The organism is Exilispira thermophila, from assembly GCF_055389015.1.
In genome coordinates this window covers 131,272-148,393 of the sequence record NZ_AP042476.1, presented here as the reverse complement: position 1 = coordinate 148,393, position 17,122 = coordinate 131,272, and the positions used below count along the sequence as shown (strand labels likewise).

Annotated in this window: 18 protein-coding genes; 2 read left to right on the top strand and 16 right to left on the bottom strand. The window is 22.8% G+C overall.

Features of this window, described 5'->3' with window-relative positions:
• Positions 1-480 precede the first annotated feature (480 nt).
• Complete coding sequence (locus tag ACZ5EC_RS00600; protein ID WP_464303033.1) at positions 481-1,560, bottom strand: hypothetical protein; 1,080 nt, start codon at positions 1,558-1,560, stop codon at positions 481-483.
• Positions 1,561-1,678: 118 nt separating this feature from the next.
• Here ACZ5EC_RS00600 and ACZ5EC_RS00595 point away from each other — a divergent pair, with 118 nt between their 5' ends.
• Positions 1,679-2,896 carry an IS256 family transposase gene (locus ACZ5EC_RS00595; protein ID WP_464302547.1) on the top strand — a complete coding sequence of 406 codons (1,218 nt, stop codon included), beginning with the start codon at positions 1,679-1,681 and terminating at the stop codon, positions 2,894-2,896.
• Between the two features lie 56 nt (positions 2,897-2,952).
• Here ACZ5EC_RS00595 and ACZ5EC_RS00590 read toward each other — a convergent pair whose 3' ends face one another.
• From ACZ5EC_RS00590 to ACZ5EC_RS00535, 12 genes are all read right to left on the bottom strand, one after another.
• Entirely contained in the window at positions 2,953-3,243 is a 291-nt protein-coding gene (locus tag ACZ5EC_RS00590) for a hypothetical protein (RefSeq protein ID WP_464303032.1), read from the bottom strand.
• Positions 3,244-3,272: 29 nt separating this feature from the next.
• The gene (locus ACZ5EC_RS00585; RefSeq protein ID WP_464303031.1) at positions 3,273-4,073 is read right to left on the bottom strand and encodes a hypothetical protein; all 801 of its coding nucleotides are present in this window, start codon (positions 4,071-4,073) and stop codon (positions 3,273-3,275) included.
• A 302-nt stretch (positions 4,074-4,375) separates the two neighbouring features.
• The gene (locus tag ACZ5EC_RS00580) at positions 4,376-5,611 is read right to left on the bottom strand and encodes an outer membrane protein assembly factor BamB family protein (protein ID WP_464303030.1); all 1,236 of its coding nucleotides are present in this window, start codon (positions 5,609-5,611) and stop codon (positions 4,376-4,378) included.
• Positions 5,612-5,834: 223 nt separating this feature from the next.
• The gene (locus tag ACZ5EC_RS00575) at positions 5,835-6,614 is read right to left on the bottom strand and encodes a hypothetical protein (protein ID WP_464303029.1); all 780 of its coding nucleotides are present in this window, start codon (positions 6,612-6,614) and stop codon (positions 5,835-5,837) included.
• A 13-nt stretch (positions 6,615-6,627) separates the two neighbouring features.
• The gene (locus tag ACZ5EC_RS00570) at positions 6,628-7,167 is read right to left on the bottom strand and encodes a hypothetical protein (protein WP_464303028.1); all 540 of its coding nucleotides are present in this window, start codon (positions 7,165-7,167) and stop codon (positions 6,628-6,630) included.
• 325 nt (positions 7,168-7,492) lie between these two features.
• Positions 7,493-8,578 (bottom strand): hypothetical protein, encoded by a 1,086-nt coding sequence (locus ACZ5EC_RS00565; RefSeq protein ID WP_464303027.1) that lies wholly within the window; start codon positions 8,576-8,578, stop codon positions 7,493-7,495.
• Positions 8,579-8,631: 53 nt separating this feature from the next.
• On the bottom strand, positions 8,632-9,237 hold the full coding sequence (locus ACZ5EC_RS00560) for a hypothetical protein (protein WP_464303026.1): 606 nt from the start codon (positions 9,235-9,237) through the stop codon (positions 8,632-8,634).
• A gap of 17 nt (positions 9,238-9,254) precedes the next feature.
• Complete coding sequence (locus ACZ5EC_RS00555; RefSeq protein WP_464303025.1) at positions 9,255-9,569, bottom strand: hypothetical protein; 315 nt, start codon at positions 9,567-9,569, stop codon at positions 9,255-9,257.
• A gap of 807 nt (positions 9,570-10,376) precedes the next feature.
• Positions 10,377-11,564: an outer membrane protein assembly factor BamB family protein gene (locus ACZ5EC_RS00550; RefSeq protein ID WP_464303024.1), complete on the bottom strand. Its 1,188-nt coding sequence runs from the start codon at positions 11,562-11,564 to the stop codon at positions 10,377-10,379.
• 42 nt (positions 11,565-11,606) lie between these two features.
• Positions 11,607-11,894, bottom strand: coding sequence for a hypothetical protein (locus tag ACZ5EC_RS00545; protein WP_464303023.1), 288 nt, complete (start codon positions 11,892-11,894; stop codon positions 11,607-11,609).
• A gap of 437 nt (positions 11,895-12,331) precedes the next feature.
• On the bottom strand, positions 12,332-12,979 hold the full coding sequence (locus ACZ5EC_RS00540; RefSeq protein ID WP_464303022.1) for a hypothetical protein: 648 nt from the start codon (positions 12,977-12,979) through the stop codon (positions 12,332-12,334).
• Positions 12,979-13,152 (bottom strand): hypothetical protein, encoded by a 174-nt coding sequence (locus ACZ5EC_RS00535; RefSeq protein WP_464303021.1) that lies wholly within the window; start codon positions 13,150-13,152, stop codon positions 12,979-12,981. Before ACZ5EC_RS00535 ends, ACZ5EC_RS00540 begins: the two co-directional genes overlap by 1 nt.
• A 274-nt stretch (positions 13,153-13,426) precedes the next feature.
• On the opposite strand from ACZ5EC_RS00535, the gene ACZ5EC_RS00530 reads away from it, so the two are divergent.
• A complete protein-coding gene (locus tag ACZ5EC_RS00530; RefSeq protein WP_464303020.1) occupies positions 13,427-14,644 on the top strand; it encodes an IS256 family transposase in 1,218 nt (405 codons plus the stop codon).
• Between the two features lie 56 nt (positions 14,645-14,700).
• On the opposite strand, the gene ACZ5EC_RS00525 is transcribed toward ACZ5EC_RS00530, so the two are convergent.
• The 3 genes from ACZ5EC_RS00525 to ACZ5EC_RS00515 all read right to left on the bottom strand — a co-directional run bounded on the left by ACZ5EC_RS00525 (position 14,701) and on the right by ACZ5EC_RS00515 (position 17,122).
• Positions 14,701-14,961, bottom strand: coding sequence for a hypothetical protein (locus ACZ5EC_RS00525; protein WP_464303019.1), 261 nt, complete (start codon positions 14,959-14,961; stop codon positions 14,701-14,703).
• Between the two features lie 20 nt (positions 14,962-14,981).
• Positions 14,982-15,887: a hypothetical protein gene (locus tag ACZ5EC_RS00520; protein WP_464303018.1), complete on the bottom strand. Its 906-nt coding sequence runs from the start codon at positions 15,885-15,887 to the stop codon at positions 14,982-14,984.
• Positions 15,888-16,120: 233 nt separating this feature from the next.
• Positions 16,121-17,122, bottom strand: coding sequence for a hypothetical protein (locus ACZ5EC_RS00515; protein WP_464303017.1), 1,002 nt, complete (start codon positions 17,120-17,122; stop codon positions 16,121-16,123).

Genomic DNA, 17,122 nt, shown 5'->3' with positions numbered 1-17,122 from the left:
ATAATAAATGATTTTAAAAATTTAATCTATAAAAAAATATAAATTATTATTATTATTATTTTATCCAATGTATAATCTTTTACCAAAATTCAATATACTATTAATTAATTTAATTGTATCTAAATTTTATAATAATAACAATTTTTTAAAAGCAATTTTTAATAAACTTCTCTTTGCCAATAATAAAATTGAAATTATTAAAATATTTTAAAAGTAATAATAGTTTCTATCATTATTAAAATTTTTCTCATTAAGGCAGTTATGTAATTCTTTTAGTTTATACTTTTAAAACATTTATAACAAAATCAATATTTTATTCTCTTTAGCCTTTGGCAACTGACATCCACTCGAAAAATTTTAACAATGATAGATAAATATATATAACTTTAATTTATTTTTATTTAATATTCATTATAAATACTAATTTCAATTTTATTATTAACTGCACCTACCACTAGGATAAATTTTATCTATTTTTTTTTATTTAAACACCTTATCTTTTACTTTTAACCATATCAAATAATATCCAAAATCTCCCATTTTTAATATTTCTTTATCATTTGAATCTATTGCTACAAATCCTCCCCTATTATTATACAATAATACTATTTCTTTATTACTTATCTTTCCTACTATTTCTAATTGTGGTGATGCTCCAGAATGGTAATATGTAGCATCTAAATAATTTACAAGACCTTTTACTATCCCTTTCTCTAAATCTAAATATAGTAAACCACCATAACCATACTTATAATTTTCAAAAATATCTTTTTTATTAAAATTTAATGTTTCTATATATTTTTTATCTAATGTTTTTATATATTCTTTATTAGAGAGAATTTTTTTCATCTTTTTTATATTTTCGATATTTCCAAAAGTGTTGTTTTTTATACCATATAATTTTTTAAAAGACTCTATCCATTTTAACATTTCATAAGATCTTGAATAATTTTCTATCTCATTTGTTAATAGTTTTAAAACAGTATTTGACAAATCTTTTTCAAAAATATATTTATGATTAACTTTTTTATATAAATCCCAATCTATTAATAATTTATCTTTATAAAATTTAATATAGTCTACAAAAGAACTATATTTAATTTTAATCCTATAAACTCCCTCTTTTTCCCCTGTATCAAGATTTATTTCATAAAATATTAAATATTTATTTTTATCTTTTTCACTTATTAATCCTTTCTTATAATCTTCATATCCTTCATGGGTTAAGTAGTAGTTAAAATGTTTATATCTTTCTAATAATAACATAAATTTACTTCCATTTTTATAATTTTCATTATTTCCCCAAAAGCCATAATGTATTGTTTCTTTATTATCTTTAGTTATTCTTTTTAATATTTTTATACCATTATCTTCTAATTTTATATAAACAACCTCTAAATTTGGAAATAATATTTCAAATAAATCTTTATCTTTATCATATAATAATAATCCAAATTGTTTATATTTATTAAAAATTAATTTTGTAATTTTATATTTATAATTTGTATTATTTTTAAAATTATATTTAAATAAATAATAATTAGTATCATCTTTTGACATGCTATAAATAAAAGTGTGTAAAAGAGAGAATAAGTTTGCTTAAAGCAAATAAATAAAAAATATTGCCTCCCGATGAAAAAAATATGTACAAAAAAACAAACCATCAGGAGGCAAAAAAATGAACAATTTAGGTAAAGAATTAGCTAAATTTTTAGAAAGTCAAGGGGTTTTAGAAGATTTTATTAAAAATCCTGACAAAACAAAAGAATTAATGTTATCAATATTGAAATATGGATATGAAAGTTTAATGGTAAATGAAATAGATACTGTTTTAGGTTATAAAAAATATGATAGAGAAACAGAAAAAGAAAATTACAGAAATGGTAAAAGGTACAGAGATTTAGACACAAGTCATGGAAAAATTATTAACTTAGAAGTACCAAGAGCAAGGAATGGGTTTTATCCTGCAATATTGGAAAGATATAAGAGAAGGCTTGAAAATATAGATGATACAATAATAAAATTGTATGCAAAAGGATTATCTACAGAAGATATATCAGAACATATAAAAGATATATATGGGATGAAGTACAGTAAAGAAACGATATCTAATATAACAGAGAAAGTAAAAAAAGATATAGAAGGATTTAAAAACAGGAAATTAGAAGAAAGTTATTATGTAATATTTATAGATGCAATGCATGTAAACATAAGGAGGGATACAGTATCTAAAGAAGCAATCTATTTTTTATTAGGAGTAAATGTAAAAGGGAAAAGAGAGATATTAGGGTTTTACATAAATCCAACAGAGAGTGCAAGTTTTTACAATGAAATATTTGAAGATATAAAGGCAAGAGGAGTAAAAAAGGTATTGTTGTTTGTAACAGATGGTTTAAGGGGTATAGAAGAAGTAATAAGCAACAATTTCCCTAAATCAAAAATACAAAGATGTATATATCATTTAAGCAGGAACATATCAACAAGAGTAAGGGTAAGAGATAGAGGAGAAATATTATTAGACTTTAAAAAGGTTTACAGTCAAAATAGGAAGGAAGAAGCACTAGTTTATTTTGAACAATTTAAAATAAAATGGGGAAGGAAGTATAAGAAGTTAGTTAATGATTTAGAAGAAGTATTGGATTATATGTTAACATTTTATGAATTTCCGGAAAGTATAAGGAGACAGATCTATACGACAAACTGGATAGAGAGATTAAATGAAGAAGTAAGGAAAAGAATAAAAGGTAAGAATAGTTTTCCAACAGTTGAATCAGCAGAGAAACTTTTATTTTTAATATTAAAAGATTATGAAAATAGATGGGAAGAAAGAATATTAAGGGGGTTTGGTCAGGCAAAATATGAGCTTGACTTAATGCTAAAAAAAATTTATGGTTAATGTCAATATTTTCATCGGGAGGCGAAATTAGTTATAATTCTAGAATTATAACTAATTTACACATTTTTATTGACATAACCTCTTTTTTTTGATTCATCATCATTTATCTTTATTGTTTTTATAATATATTTATAAATTATATAATAATTATTTTTTATTAAAACTATTTCATCATAAGGTCTTTCAAAATCTTCTAAATCTATTTTTACAACTTTTTCAACTTCAACATTATCTGTAAAATACATGTTATAAACAGGATTTATTTCTTTTTTTAAATTACATCCATCCTCAAATGATAAAAATATTAGTACTATTATTAAAAATATTATTAATTTTATTTTATTCATAATTTTATCACCTTTTTAATTTTTTATTATTATTCTGGTGTTGGAACTTTCCATAATTTATTCGGACTATAATACATATTTGCAACATATAGAAAATCCGCTGATTCATATCCACTTCCTGAACTATCTCTTCCATAGGTAAATAGTGTTCTATCTGTTCCAAATGTATTTTGATAATATTGTTTATTACCCATAGATTTTTTTTCTTTTGGACGATATATTTTAGGTTCTTCTAATGTAGCATAACATGTTGAAACTATTACATATTTTATATGACTTGCAAATTTATTTAATTTGCTAATATCAACTTTTTTTGCATCTCTATTTCTTTTTGCCTGATCTGAATATAATGCTATTGTTCCATCACTGTTACCATGAAATCCCAATATTACTGTATCAACATTCTTATCATTATTTATTTCTTTTATTTTAGAATTTATTATATTTGCAATTTGGTCTTCTTTTTCTTTTTTTGTACCTGAAAGATCACTTTCATTAAATTCCACATTAACAATCTCAAAATCATATCCCATTGTGAAATAAATTAAACCTGTTAATCCTCTTAATATACTCCTTATACCTTTCATCCCATTAGATTCAAAAGGTTTATCATTTACTAACATTACTGCTTTCTTACCTTTAAGCCTATTTATAAAGGTTTTTGGCATCTGTGCCAAAGGTGAAACTATTGCAAAGCCAGTTCCTATTGCTGCTCCTACAACACCTCCAATTAGTCCTGATGTTATTGCTCCTATCCAATCTCCTAATTTCATTGTTCCTTCTGATATTTTTCTTGCATATTTTTGTAATCCACTTACTACTCCAATCATTGCATAATTTTTGCCAATAATAAAATTGAAATTATTAAAATATTTTTAAAATAATAAGTATTATATCATAATTGAAATTTTTCTCCTTAGTGTAGTTATGTAATTCTTTTATTTAACCTTTTATTACATTAAGTCTAAAATAAAGTTTAATCTTTTTTGTCTTTGATAACTACAATCCAGTCAAAAAATTTCAATTATAATATATATATTTGTTTATATTTATTTAATAAAAATTTAATAATTTTCAATTTTATTATTAACTGCACCAACTACAGGGGTAAATTTTATTAAAAAATTTAGTTTTATTCTTTCTCCCCCATTGCATATAAATAACAAATATTAGGATTCTTTGAATCAGCTGCTCCAAAGTATATTTTTCCATCTGATACAACTGGCATTGTTAATATACAATCATTAATCTCATATTCCCATAATACATTTTCACCTTTTAAATCAATTGAATAAATTTTACTTTTTGGATTATAATCTGAATTTACTGCTACAAAAATTATACTATTATTGGTTATGCAGGAAGGATAATAAATCCATCTCTCTAAATTAATTGTTTTTAATATTTCTCCTGTTTCACTATTAAAAATATAAAATTTTTTTTCACCTAAACCAACATATATTTTATTATTAAAAATACTGGGAGTACTATCTTCAGTATAAGGATATGTCTTTTCAAATCTCCAAATTAATTTTCCATTGCTTTTATTAATTGCTATTAATATAGAATCATTCGTTGTAAAATAAATTAATTTATCCCCTACTGTTGGTTCTATAGGTTCTGGTAATTCCAATTTTAAATCTGTTTCCCATAATATCTTTTTTGTTTTAATATTAAATGAAATGGCTTTGTTTATTGCAATAAAACGATAAGATATAAAATTATAAGATGTTATACTAAAATACAAATTTTTACTATCACTTGCAATATTTGATGATAATAGACCATAACCAAAATTTTTCTCCCATAAAATCTTACCATTGTTTATATCTATAGAATACAATTTGCATAGAGGAAATTCATCAAACTCTTTATCCATAGAAGAATAATCTTCTATTCCTACATATAAAATATTATTATAAATTACAGGAGAAGATATTGCTGCTCTTTTTAATTCAATTGTCCAAACTTCCTTTCCTGTTGTTGCATCTAAAACTTGAAGCATATTATTTGCATATATTATTAATTTACCATTATAATATGTAGGTGGCAAACTTATACCATATTTATAATAATTTTTCCATTTAATTTTACCATCATTTGCATAAATAGCATATAAGTATGAATCACTACTAATATAAATCATTTTATCTACAATTATAGGAGTTTTTACAAATAAACCTTGTATTTTAACTTTATATATTATTTTAGGTTTATTTTTTATTCCATTAGTATTTATATATCCATTTCTTTCCATATTCATTTTATAGGTTACAACATTATCAGAGTCTGAAGCCATTATAGTTATTGATATAACCCATAGAATAAAAAATATAAAAATCATTTTAATCTTTTTTATTACTTGCATTTATTTTTCCTCCATATGTATTTTAAATATTAATTTTATTTTAGTCTAAATATTGAAAAATAAACTTTATAAATAATCTATATAAATTTTTTCATTATTTTTGTTAATGTTAAAATCAAAGTTAGATATCTTTTTTATATGGTAATATATGTACTATCATTATTAAATGTTTTTTTAATAAAATATAATTATCATTAAAATATAAAATTAATTTATTTCTCCTTTATGTACCTATAAAACTTATTATATCATATACACCTTCAAAAAATGGACACTTTAAATATATTGTTGATAATATAAATATTGGTCCAGTATGCTCCTCTTCAATAGCATATAGTGAATTAAAATAAGGATATAACTTTTTTTTATTGCTTATTAACTTAAATTCTACAGGATACCACCATTTCTTATCCTTACTTATATACAAACCATATCCTTTCATACGCCAATAATATATCCTTTCACTGGAAGAATCTTCTTCAACTGGACTATTACCTTTTTGATCATATACCCGTAATATATCTCTTTTTCCTTTTTCTATTTTACCTCCAAATCCCCATACATCCCAATCAATTTTAAAATTTTTTATTGGACTTTTAAATTTCTTTCTATATTCAATATTAAGCCACATTTGTGAATCAGTAATTTGTGACCAATGTGGTGGCTCATAATATATATTGTAAGGATCAAAATATTTAGCTATTCCATCTACATAAACAATTGCATATTTTATCTCTATTTTTTGGGCAAAATCTTCTCTTATCTCTGGAACTTCTTCCCATAAATAGGCTCCTTCTGGCCTTTTCTCTACCTCTTTTTTCTCCTCTACTTTCTTTACCTCTTCGTTGTTATTTTCTTCTACTTTCTTTTCAACTTTTGTTTCCTTTTTTACATCTTCCTCTTTCTTTGTGGTTTTGTTGCTTTCTTTACAGGATGTTAATATTATTAATAAAATACTTATTAAAAATATTATTAATATCTTTAAATTGTTTTTCTTAATCATTTTTTCCCCCTTTTTAACCTTTTCCATTTATTTGAAATTCTTCTTTTTCTTCTTTATCTCTTAAATCAACCACTCCATGGGCAAAATAAACTTCTTCTCCATTATTAACTTTATCTTTTAAATAATTATATATATCTTCTCCTTGACCATATCCTGATAATATTATACATCCTTCTGACCAATGACTAAAATGTATTCTTTCTCCACTTTCAATATAGTCTGAATTTTTACTTAATTGTTTTATAGCTAATAAATATGGTGAAGGTTTGTGATCTTCCTTGTAATTTGGATTAAAATATGGATTTTTATATATCTTAAACAATCCTTCATTTGCAGGTTGCTCATATGATCCTTCTGGTAACTTTTTACCATTATCTGAACCATCTTCTCCCCAATATACTACACCTGTTTTATCCATTATTATGCCATCTTTTCCAATCGTTTTATCATTTGTAATTAATACATTTATATAGTAACCTTTCATTCCTGTAAGTTTTTTACCTTTATAATTAAAATTTTTTATATTCTCTTTGACTACAGCTATTGATCCCATTTGTTAATAATAAAATTAAAATTATTAATTTCTTTAAAAAAATAATAGATTCTATCATTATTAAAATTTTTCTCATTAAGACAGTTATGTAATCTTTTTAGTTTATAATTTTAAAGCATTTATAACAAAATCAATATTTTATTCTCTTTAGCCTTTGGCAACTGACAACCACTCAAAAAATTTTAATAATGATAGATAAATATATATCTTTAATTTATTTTTGTTTAATATTCAAAAATATACTAATTTCAATTTTATTATTAACTGCATTTGCCATGTGTATAAATTTTACAAAATAATTTTTATTTATAAAATTAAACTATCTTTATTCATAATAATCTATTTGTATAAAATAATCTCCTTCAAACCATTTACTTTTTAAATGTAATTTCCAGACTACATCACAATCTATAAATCTTGGTTTCCTTATATAATGTCTCTCAAATAACCTCTTTATATTTGATATTTCTAATTTCTCCCATCCTTTTTTATCTTCACTTAAATAAATATCATTGTTTATATATTTCAAATATAAAGATTTTACTTTATAATCTTTTATTTTAGCATTCCTTAAAGTTTCATTTAAGTAGTATCTATTTATTAAATTCTCTCTAATATAATTTTCTTTTCCATTATAATAGTAATTACCACTAAAAAATACTTCTTTTAATAAATTTGTATTTGCAAAAGAATATATTACTAAATATTTTTCATTGTCTTTATCCCTATAAAATTCTATAAATAAACCAGGAATATTTTCTTTTTTAATAAATTTTTTCATTACATAATCATAATCCATTTTTAATATAAAAGCTAGAACACCACTATAATATATATCAAAAGAATATATATTTAAATTATTTTTATAAAATTCTGACCAGTCTTCTTTTGGTAAATAAAATTCTTTGTAAAAACCAATTAAATATGAAAGATCTTCTTGATCTATCATATTTAAATATTTTGGTATGCCATTCTCTATTCCTATCCCTTCATACCAGTATAATCCCTTCTTATATGGTATTATTTTTGACTTTACATATTTCTCATCCAATAAATATATACCATTTTTATCTGGTATATTTTTTCCCACTTCATATTGTTCATCTGTTATACCTTTAGGTATTTGTATTTTTCCTTTATTATCATTATCTTCCTCATATTTATTATTTTTATTTTTTTCATTTTCATTTTCTATTTTATTTGTTTCATTTTTATTATTATTTATATCTTGTGTTATTTTTTCTTTTTTTAATGTATTTTCTTCATTTATTTGTTTTTCTATACTTGTTTCTTTCTTTTTAAAATTCATTCCTATATTTTTTTGATTTTTTCTTTCTTTACATGAATTTAATAATATTAATAAAATACCTATTAAAAATATTAATATTATTTTAATTTTTATCTTATTCATAATCCAAGCCTTAATTTTAAATTAACTTTTTTAATTCATAATTATCTATATTTCTAACCTGGTTCCCTATAATAAAATGTATCATATTCTCCTTCAAAAAATGAACATTTTAAATAAAGAGTTGCATGATAATAATGGTATTGCCATGACCCTTTTGGCCAATAATTTTTTATCCTGACAAATATTACTTCAAGTTTTTCCCAGTGTTTTAAATCTTTGCTTATATATACTTCTGTTGGTCCAGGTCCTTCTTTGTAATATAAAATTCTTTCGTTATATATAAAATCTTTATGAGAACTTCTTTCCCATAATCTTGCTAATTCTTCTTCTGTAGTCCAATATGGAATATTTTTAATTTCTAACTCATAAATATCTTTTAATATTTTTCCATTTTTATCTTTAACATCTTCAAGATTCCATCCTATATATCCATTTATTATAGAAGAATCATTTTTAATTTTATCTTGATATTTGGGATTTATATACATATTAATAGCTAAATCAGTAGGTTTAAATACAAGTAATTTATTACTTTTTATTAAAACTCCACAATCATAAACCCACTCATATCCATATCCATAATCTTCATCCTGTGCTAATATTATTAAATTTAGAATAAATAATATAATTAATAAAAATATTATCTTTTTTATTCTCATTTTTTTACTCCCTTTTTTTATTCTCTTCTATCTATAACTGGGGCATTGTAAAAGTTAAAACTATCTCTTAAATCCATTATGCTATCTAATTTGTTATATATTTCTTTTGAAATAATATGGCATCCTTCTGAATATGCATATTTTCTATCAATTTTTCCTCTTAAATCATGATAATATATTCCTGGTTCTTCTCCCTTATATTCTGTATGAACATAGAATGTTAAACTATGTTTTGTTCTTTCTATTGTATATTTACCATTTCCTTCAAATGGATGTTCTGGATCTTTATCACCATGTTTTTCAACCCATGCAACATTTTCTTTTGAACTCATAAATGTATTTCCCTCTTTTATATATTGAACTGTTACATCAAATCCAACTACTCCATCCTGTACCTTTACCTTCTTTCCCTTTTCATCTTTTATATATCCATAATGGTTATCTTTTACTACACTTACTCCAAATGATACAGTCTTTTTATCTACTATTCCAGATTGTATACCCTCTACTTCTTTTGAAAATTTTTGTTAATAATAAAATTGAAATTATTAAAATATTTTTAAAATAATAAGTATTATATCATAATTGAAATTTTTCTCCTTAGTGTAGTTATGTATTTCATTATTTAACCTTTTTATACATTAAATCTAAATCAAAGTTTAATCTCTTTAGTCTTTGACAACTACAATCCAGTCAAAAAATTTCAATTATGATATATATATTTGTTTATATTTATTTAATAAAAATCCAATAATTTCAAATTTTATTATTAACTGCATTAACCACAGAAAATTTTTCTCGGTTATATCAGTTATATAATACTTTTAGTTTAACCTTTTTAAGTATTAATAAAAAGCAAATAATATATTCTTTTTAGCCTTTGGCAACTGTAATCCAGTCGAGAAATTTTAATTAGGATAGACACATTAATTTAACTTATTTAATCAAATACAATAATTTCTAATTTTATCATTAACTGCAGCTGACACAGAAAATAAAGTTATTTATAGCTCCTTTTAAATAAAAATATTAATTCCTTTTTAAAATTTTGTATCATCATACTTAAAAAGTAATGTTGAGTTTTCAAAATAGAATACCTACTTTAAAAAACTCTACTACAACCTATTACCATAAAAATTCTATTTTGTTTCTTCCAAAGCATAAAGATAACCTTTTTCTGTTCCAAAATATATTACACCATCTAAAACAACTGGCATTGTTGTAATATAATCCTCATCTTTAATTTCATACTCCCAGAGTATTTTTTCTCCTTTTAAATCAATAGCAATAACTTTTCCTCCTGCAACTGATATAACACTATTGTTAGTTATGCAGGAAGAATAATCAAACCATTTTCCAATATTATAAAATTTTTTCAACACTTTTCCTGTTTTGCTATCCAACAAATAATAATTTTTATCAATTCCAAAAAATAGTTTATCATTATAAAATGAAGGTGTTCCATCAAAATAAGATTTTTTTTCTGGAATAAATTTCCATCTAAAAGCTCCAGTTTTCTTATCAAGTGCTTCTAATTTACCATAATCACTCATATAATATACTAAAGTATCACCAATAACAGGTGGTCCTGAGGGACTTCCATTTTCTGGAAATTTTAAATCATTTTCCCATATTATTTTTTTTGTATTAATATCAAAGGCTATTGCTTTATTCTGAACATTAAAATATAACTTTCTATCATCAAAAGAAAGATCTGAAAAAACACCATCACCTAATTTTTTTTTCCATAAAATATTACCATTGTTTATATCTATTGCATATAAATAACTGACAGGTAGTTCTCCCTCACCATTAGCTTCGTAATCATTAATCCCCACATACATAATATCATTATAAACTATAGGTATTGAAGCACCAGAATAAGGAAATTCAATAGAAAACCATATCTTTTTTCCTGTTTTACCATCTAATGCTTGAAGCAATGCACCATCCTTTATAATTAATTTACCTTTATAATAAGTTTGTAATAAATTAATACTTTCATTATATTCTTTTTTCCATTTTAATTTCCCCGTTTTAGCATCTAATGAATATAAATAATAATATGGAGGATGTCTTGTAGAAAAATATAAGATATCATTAATAATAATAGGTGGATCGTTTTCGTTTATTTTTTCTTTTTTACCTACCTTAAATTTCCACTTTATATCAGGCATTTTATCAACTCCAGTTGTATTAAAATATCCTGTTCTTTGTAAATTTCCTCTATAAATAGTTACATTAAAATTATCTGAAGAAAATATATTAATTGATAAAACACTTAATAAAAATATCATCATTTTCTTTATTAATTTATTTCCTGACATATATATTACCCCCATTATTTATTTTGTTAAATAAATTCATTTTTATAATCCAAACATTGAAAAATCAACCTTCCAGTATCCACTGTGAGTTTTATTATTATTAGATTCATAAATTCTTTTAGCTTCTTTAGATACACCAAGATTAGTAAAATAATCATTTCTAATATTTTCAGAATCATCTTCCCCTGGTGTATTACCAAAAACAACTAGTCTATATTCTTTATTTCCATTTACCTTTTCCCAATCAATTCCAAAATGAAAACCATAATATTTTATCTCAATGAATCTATAGTTTTTTGAATCATACATATATTTTGCTATTTTAATCATTTCTTTAGGTGAATTCTCATAAGAAATCTCTTTTCCATCTGTTGTGGTTATACTTAATACATCAATTGCTTCATTTTTATTATGGGCTGATGTTCCTCCATAATTTCTGTATCCCTCCTTCCATACAAACGAACTCCAATCACTTCCTGTTGCACCTTTTTGCCAATAATAAAATTGAAATTATTAAAATATTTTTAAAATAATAAGTATTATATCATAATTGAAATTTTTCTCCTTAGTGTAGTTATGTATTTCTATTATTTAACCTTTTAATACATTAAGTCTTAAACAAAGTATAATCTCTTTAGTCTTTGACAACTACAATCCAGTCAAAAAATTTCAATTATAATATATATATTTGTTTATATTTATTTAATAAAAATACAATAAATTCAATTTTATTATTAATGGCATCTGCCACAGAGATAAATTTAAAACTACTGTTTATTCCTATTTTTTTTTGAAAAATATATTAGTATATATAAAAATAATATATTTAATAATGGAAATATAAAAGAAACAATAATTTCAAATATAAAAAATTCTTTTGACAATTTATAGATTTTTATCTTTTTTCTTAATACTATTGTTTTTTTATTGTTTGATATTTTTATTATTTTACCTTTATTATAATAGATTTTTGCATTATTTATAAAATATCCATTTTTATCATATTTATATTTTATATAATGGTCTATCAAATTTATCTTTTTTATTTCATCTGTTTTAATATTTAGCATTAAATATTCATCTTCTCTTACAGAATAAAATATAATATTTCCATCATTATCAATACCTATTAATTCTATTTCTCCATAGGTTATATAATTATCTATAAATCCTATAAATTTCCCTTCTGAATTATATTTCTCTATTAATCCTGTTAATCTTCTTGAAAAATAATAATTTTCGTTTTCATCTACTATAAATTTATTTGATATTGCTCCATAATATGTTTCTAATAGAATATATTTGTTTTGTGAAAATGGAAATGGAAATATTGAAGAAAAAAATATGTAGTTAATTAAAATTATCCATATTAAAGTTGTTACTATAACAAATATTTTTATTATCTTTTTATCCATTAGTTTACCTCACTAATATAATATTCTTCATCTATATTCCAATCCCCTTTTACTTTAAAAGATTTATCAAATTTATTAGATAACTCTTTAACTAATAATACAAAATTATCAAAATCTTTATTACTCATAATTTTTCTTTCTACTATTACCTTAAATATTTTATTAGTTTTCAATAATATATAATCTCTTTTACTTTTTTTTGGATTATTTCGTTGATATAATTTAATTTTTTCAATTTTTCCATAATAAATAATTTTTGTTACATCTTTTTTAAAATCAATTTCTTTTAATTGTATTCTTATTTTTAAATTATCAATTTTCTCTTCATGCTATAAATAAAAGTGTGTAAAAGGCAGAATAAGGTTGCTTAAAGCAAATAAATAAAAAATATTGCCTCCCGATGAAAAAATATGTATAAAAAAAACAAATCATCAGGAGGCAAAAAAAATGAACAATTTAGGTAAAGAATTAGTGAAATTTTTAGAAAGTCAAGGGGTTTTAGAAGAATTTATTAAAAATCCTGATAAAACAAAAGAATTAATGTTATCTATATTAAAATATGGATATGAAAGTTTAATGACAAATGAAATAGATACTGTATTAGGATTTAAAAAATATGATAGAGAAACAGAAAAAGAAAATTACAGAAATGGTAAAAGATACAGAGATTTAGACACGAGTCATGGAAAAATTATCAACTTAGAAGTACCAAGAGCAAGGAATGGTTTTTATCCTGCAATATTGGAAAGATATAAGAGAAGACTTGAAAATATAGATGATACAATAATAAAATTGTATGCAAAAGGATTATCTACAGCTGATATATCAGAACATATAAAAGATATATATGGGATGAAATATAGTAAAGAAACGATATCGAATATAACGGAGAAAGTAAAAAAAGATATAGAAGGATTTAAAAACAGGAAATTAGAAGAAAGTTATTATGTAATATTTATAGATGCAATGCATGTAAACATAAGGAGAGATACGGTATCCAAAGAAGCAATCTATTTTTTATTAGGAGTAAATGTAAAAGGGAAAAGAGAGATATTAGGATTTTACATAAATCCAACAGAGAGTTCAAGCTTTTACAATGAAATATTTGAAGATATAAAAACAAGAGGAGTAAAAAAAGTATTGTTGTTTGTAACAGATGGATTAAGTGGAATAGAAGAAGTAATAAGCAACAATTTCCCAAAATCAAAAATACAAAGATGTATATATCATTTAAGCAGGAACATATCAACAAGAGTAAGGGTAAGAGATAGAGGAGAAATATTATTGGATTTTAAAAAAGTCTATAGTCAAACTAGGAAAGAAGAAGCACTAGTTTATTTTGAACAATTTAAAATAAAATGGGGAAGGAAGTATAAGAAGTTAGTTAAAGATTTAGAAGAAGTATTGGATTATATGTTAACATTTTATGAATTTCCAGAGAGTATAAGGAAACAGATCTATACAACAAACTGGATAGAGAGATTAAATGAAGAAGTAAGGAAAAGAATAAAAGGGAAGAATAGTTTTCCAACAGTTGAATCAGCAGAGAAACTATTATTTTTAATATTAAAAGATTATGAAAATAGATGGGAAGAAAGAATATTAAGGGGGTTTGGTCAGGCAAAATATGAGCTTGACTTAATGTTAAAAAAAATTTATGGTTAATGTCAATATTTTCATCGGGAGGCGAAATTAGTTATAATTCTAGAATTATAACTAATTTACACATTTTTATTGACATAACCTTTCTCTTTATCATTATAAATAATTTTTATATATTTTATAATATTGTCTCTTATATATCTATCATAAATAATTAATAAAGTAAATAAAATAGGTATCATCGGTCCATATATAGATAAAAATTTTACTTTAATAATAAAAATTATATCAAATATTATCCAAAACGAAGGAAAAATAGTATTGGCTAATATCATAAAAATATATGTATATTTTTTTTCTTTAAAATAATATTTTTCCATTTTTTTAATCCTTATTTTGTTTAATAAGTTGCATCAAAAGTAAAATGCAATTCCCCTCCAAGTATTTTTTTTAATATTCCTTCTTCAACCAATTGAGATGCATCAGTTCCAATTCCTATAGAAATAGAAATACCATGTTTTATTCCCTCATCTGTATTTAAAGCAATAAATTCAAAACCTAAATTAGCTAATCCTTTAAGGGGAAAAGAACCACCAAAAGATAAAGAGGAACCTTTAAATGATTTTGCATTTTTTATATTGGCTATTATTACCTGTAAATTTGCACTTGCTCCTAACCCAAATCCTCCTCCAGCAGAAAAACTTGTTAATCCAACTACATTTCCTTCTCCATCAAAACCTATTCCACTAAATATATTTACATTTCCAAAACCTGCACTTCCAGAAACATTTATTCCTATTGCTATAGAAAGTCCTAATCTTTTTAATATATTTCTTTCATAGATTAATGAATGTTTATAAACTGATATAGATTGATTTATTTTTTCTTCATCCCATTTATTTATTATTCCAAATAATTTTATAAAATCTGTTCCTAATTTTAATTTTTTATTTATATTTTTTTTACCTTTTATTTTTATATTCTTTATTTCTTTTTCTAATTTATCCACTACTATATCTTGTATCTCTTTATCCTTACAAATTGTTCCTAAAGCAAATAATTTCGCATAATCTTTCGATTTTTTTTCATCAAATCCTGATTCTATATAATCTTTATATTTATAATTGTATAACCATTCATATAATTTATTTTTTTTCATTTGCATTTCATTTGTTATTTTTAATAATTCATTTTTATATAATTCTTCAGATCTTTTTTTTGCTTCCCTTTTGTTAATAATAAAATTGAAATTATTAAAATATTTAAATAATATTATAGATTCTATCATTATTAAAATTTTTCTCATTAAGACAGTTATATAATTCTTTTAGTTTATACTTTTAAAACATTTATAACAAAACCAATATTTTAATCTCTTTAGCCTTTGGCAACTGACATCCACTCGAAAAATTTTAATAATGATAGATAAATATATATCTTTAATTTATTTTTATTTAATATTCGTTATAAATAATAATTTCAAATTTTATTATTAACTTCACCTGACAAAGGGATAAATTTTATTAAAATACCTATTCTTTAACTATTTTCCCTTTTTTTCTTTTCTCTTTCAAGCTTTCTTTGTTGCTTTCTTGCTTCTTTTTCCATCTTTCGCTTTTCTACTTTCTTCCAGAAACTTTCCTCTATCTCATTCCAGTGACATTTCATCTTCACATTATGCTCTTTTTCATACTTTCTTATATAATATAAAACTATTAGCCTTAATAAAATTGCTCTAATAAATATAACATTAATAAATACTGCAAATAACTTTAAAAATATATCAATTATTGGACCACCTCCTTCTTTTGATAACTTGTTTCCCATAGATAATGCAACTGCTGTTAATAATGGGGATGAGGGTAATAAATATTTTAACATTATTGCTTTTATCTTATACTTTATCCCTTTATATTTCTTCTTATTATAATCCCCTTTTTCAAGCATTTCCCATTGCATTTCTGTCCCTTTTGTTGGAGTTATTACATAATCTACAATCCCTCTAAATATATGTTTCTCTTTATCTATAAAACTATATATATATTCTTTCTGCTGCTTATCTTTTAGTATAATTATTAATAATATTATTATTGTTAATAAAAATAATATCCCTATTTTTGGTTCCATTATTGCCAATGGATATCGGAATTTCCTATAATTAAAAGATACTATATAAACAGTAAATATAGAAAGATTTGATGTCATTAATATTCCTTTTAATAAAAGTATACTTTCAACATATAAAATACCTTTTAAAATATTATCTCTCTTTTTTCTTCTGTAATATAAATACATTAATCTATTTGCTATTATTAAAGAAATATATATTATAAATGCTAATAATGCTATTATTAAATTATGATGCCTATATTCTGGTCTTATACACATCCCTAATGGAGCAAACAAAAAACCAAAAAGAGCTGTTAAATTTTCCCAGAATCCCTTTGTTAGATTATCTTCTCTTGCAAAATATTGATCAAATATTTTATATAGCCTCTCTTCATCTGTATATCTTTTATATTTTCTTTTCTTTCTTTTCAT

Excerpts from the sequence above, each read along its gene's own strand:
- ACZ5EC_RS00600 (WP_464303033.1), bottom strand. The coding sequence starts at position 1,560 with ATGTCAAAAGATGATACTAATTATTATTTATTTAAATATAATTTTAAA.
- ACZ5EC_RS00550 (WP_464303024.1), bottom strand. The coding sequence starts at position 11,564 with ATGTCAGGAAATAAATTAATAAAGAAAATGATGATATTTTTATTAAGT.
- ACZ5EC_RS00585 (WP_464303031.1), bottom strand. The coding sequence starts at position 4,073 with ATGATTGGAGTAGTAAGTGGATTACAAAAATATGCAAGAAAAATATCA.
- ACZ5EC_RS00595 (WP_464302547.1), top strand. The coding sequence starts at position 1,679 with ATGAACAATTTAGGTAAAGAATTAGCTAAATTTTTAGAAAGTCAAGGG.
- ACZ5EC_RS00555 (WP_464303025.1), bottom strand. The coding sequence starts at position 9,569 with ATGAGTTCAAAAGAAAATGTTGCATGGGTTGAAAAACATGGTGATAAA.
- ACZ5EC_RS00520 (WP_464303018.1), bottom strand. The coding sequence starts at position 15,887 with ATGAGAAAAATTTTAATAATGATAGAATCTATAATATTATTTAAATAT.
- ACZ5EC_RS00545 (WP_464303023.1), bottom strand. The coding sequence starts at position 11,894 with ATGATTAAAATAGCAAAATATATGTATGATTCAAAAAACTATAGATTC.
- ACZ5EC_RS00575 (WP_464303029.1), bottom strand. The coding sequence starts at position 6,614 with ATGATTAAGAAAAACAATTTAAAGATATTAATAATATTTTTAATAAGT.
- ACZ5EC_RS00590 (WP_464303032.1), bottom strand. The coding sequence starts at position 3,243 with ATGAATAAAATAAAATTAATAATATTTTTAATAATAGTACTAATATTT.
- ACZ5EC_RS00570 (WP_464303028.1), bottom strand. The coding sequence starts at position 7,167 with ATGGGATCAATAGCTGTAGTCAAAGAGAATATAAAAAATTTTAATTAT.
- ACZ5EC_RS00515 (WP_464303017.1), bottom strand. The coding sequence starts at position 17,122 with ATGAAAAGAAAGAAAAGAAAATATAAAAGATATACAGATGAAGAGAGG.
- ACZ5EC_RS00565 (WP_464303027.1), bottom strand. The coding sequence starts at position 8,578 with ATGAATAAGATAAAAATTAAAATAATATTAATATTTTTAATAGGTATT.
- ACZ5EC_RS00560 (WP_464303026.1), bottom strand. The coding sequence starts at position 9,237 with ATGAGAATAAAAAAGATAATATTTTTATTAATTATATTATTTATTCTA.
- ACZ5EC_RS00525 (WP_464303019.1), bottom strand. The coding sequence starts at position 14,961 with ATGGAAAAATATTATTTTAAAGAAAAAAAATATACATATATTTTTATG.
- ACZ5EC_RS00580 (WP_464303030.1), bottom strand. The coding sequence starts at position 5,611 with ATGCAAGTAATAAAAAAGATTAAAATGATTTTTATATTTTTTATTCTA.
- ACZ5EC_RS00540 (WP_464303022.1), bottom strand. The coding sequence starts at position 12,979 with ATGGATAAAAAGATAATAAAAATATTTGTTATAGTAACAACTTTAATA.
- ACZ5EC_RS00530 (WP_464303020.1), top strand. The coding sequence starts at position 13,427 with ATGAACAATTTAGGTAAAGAATTAGTGAAATTTTTAGAAAGTCAAGGG.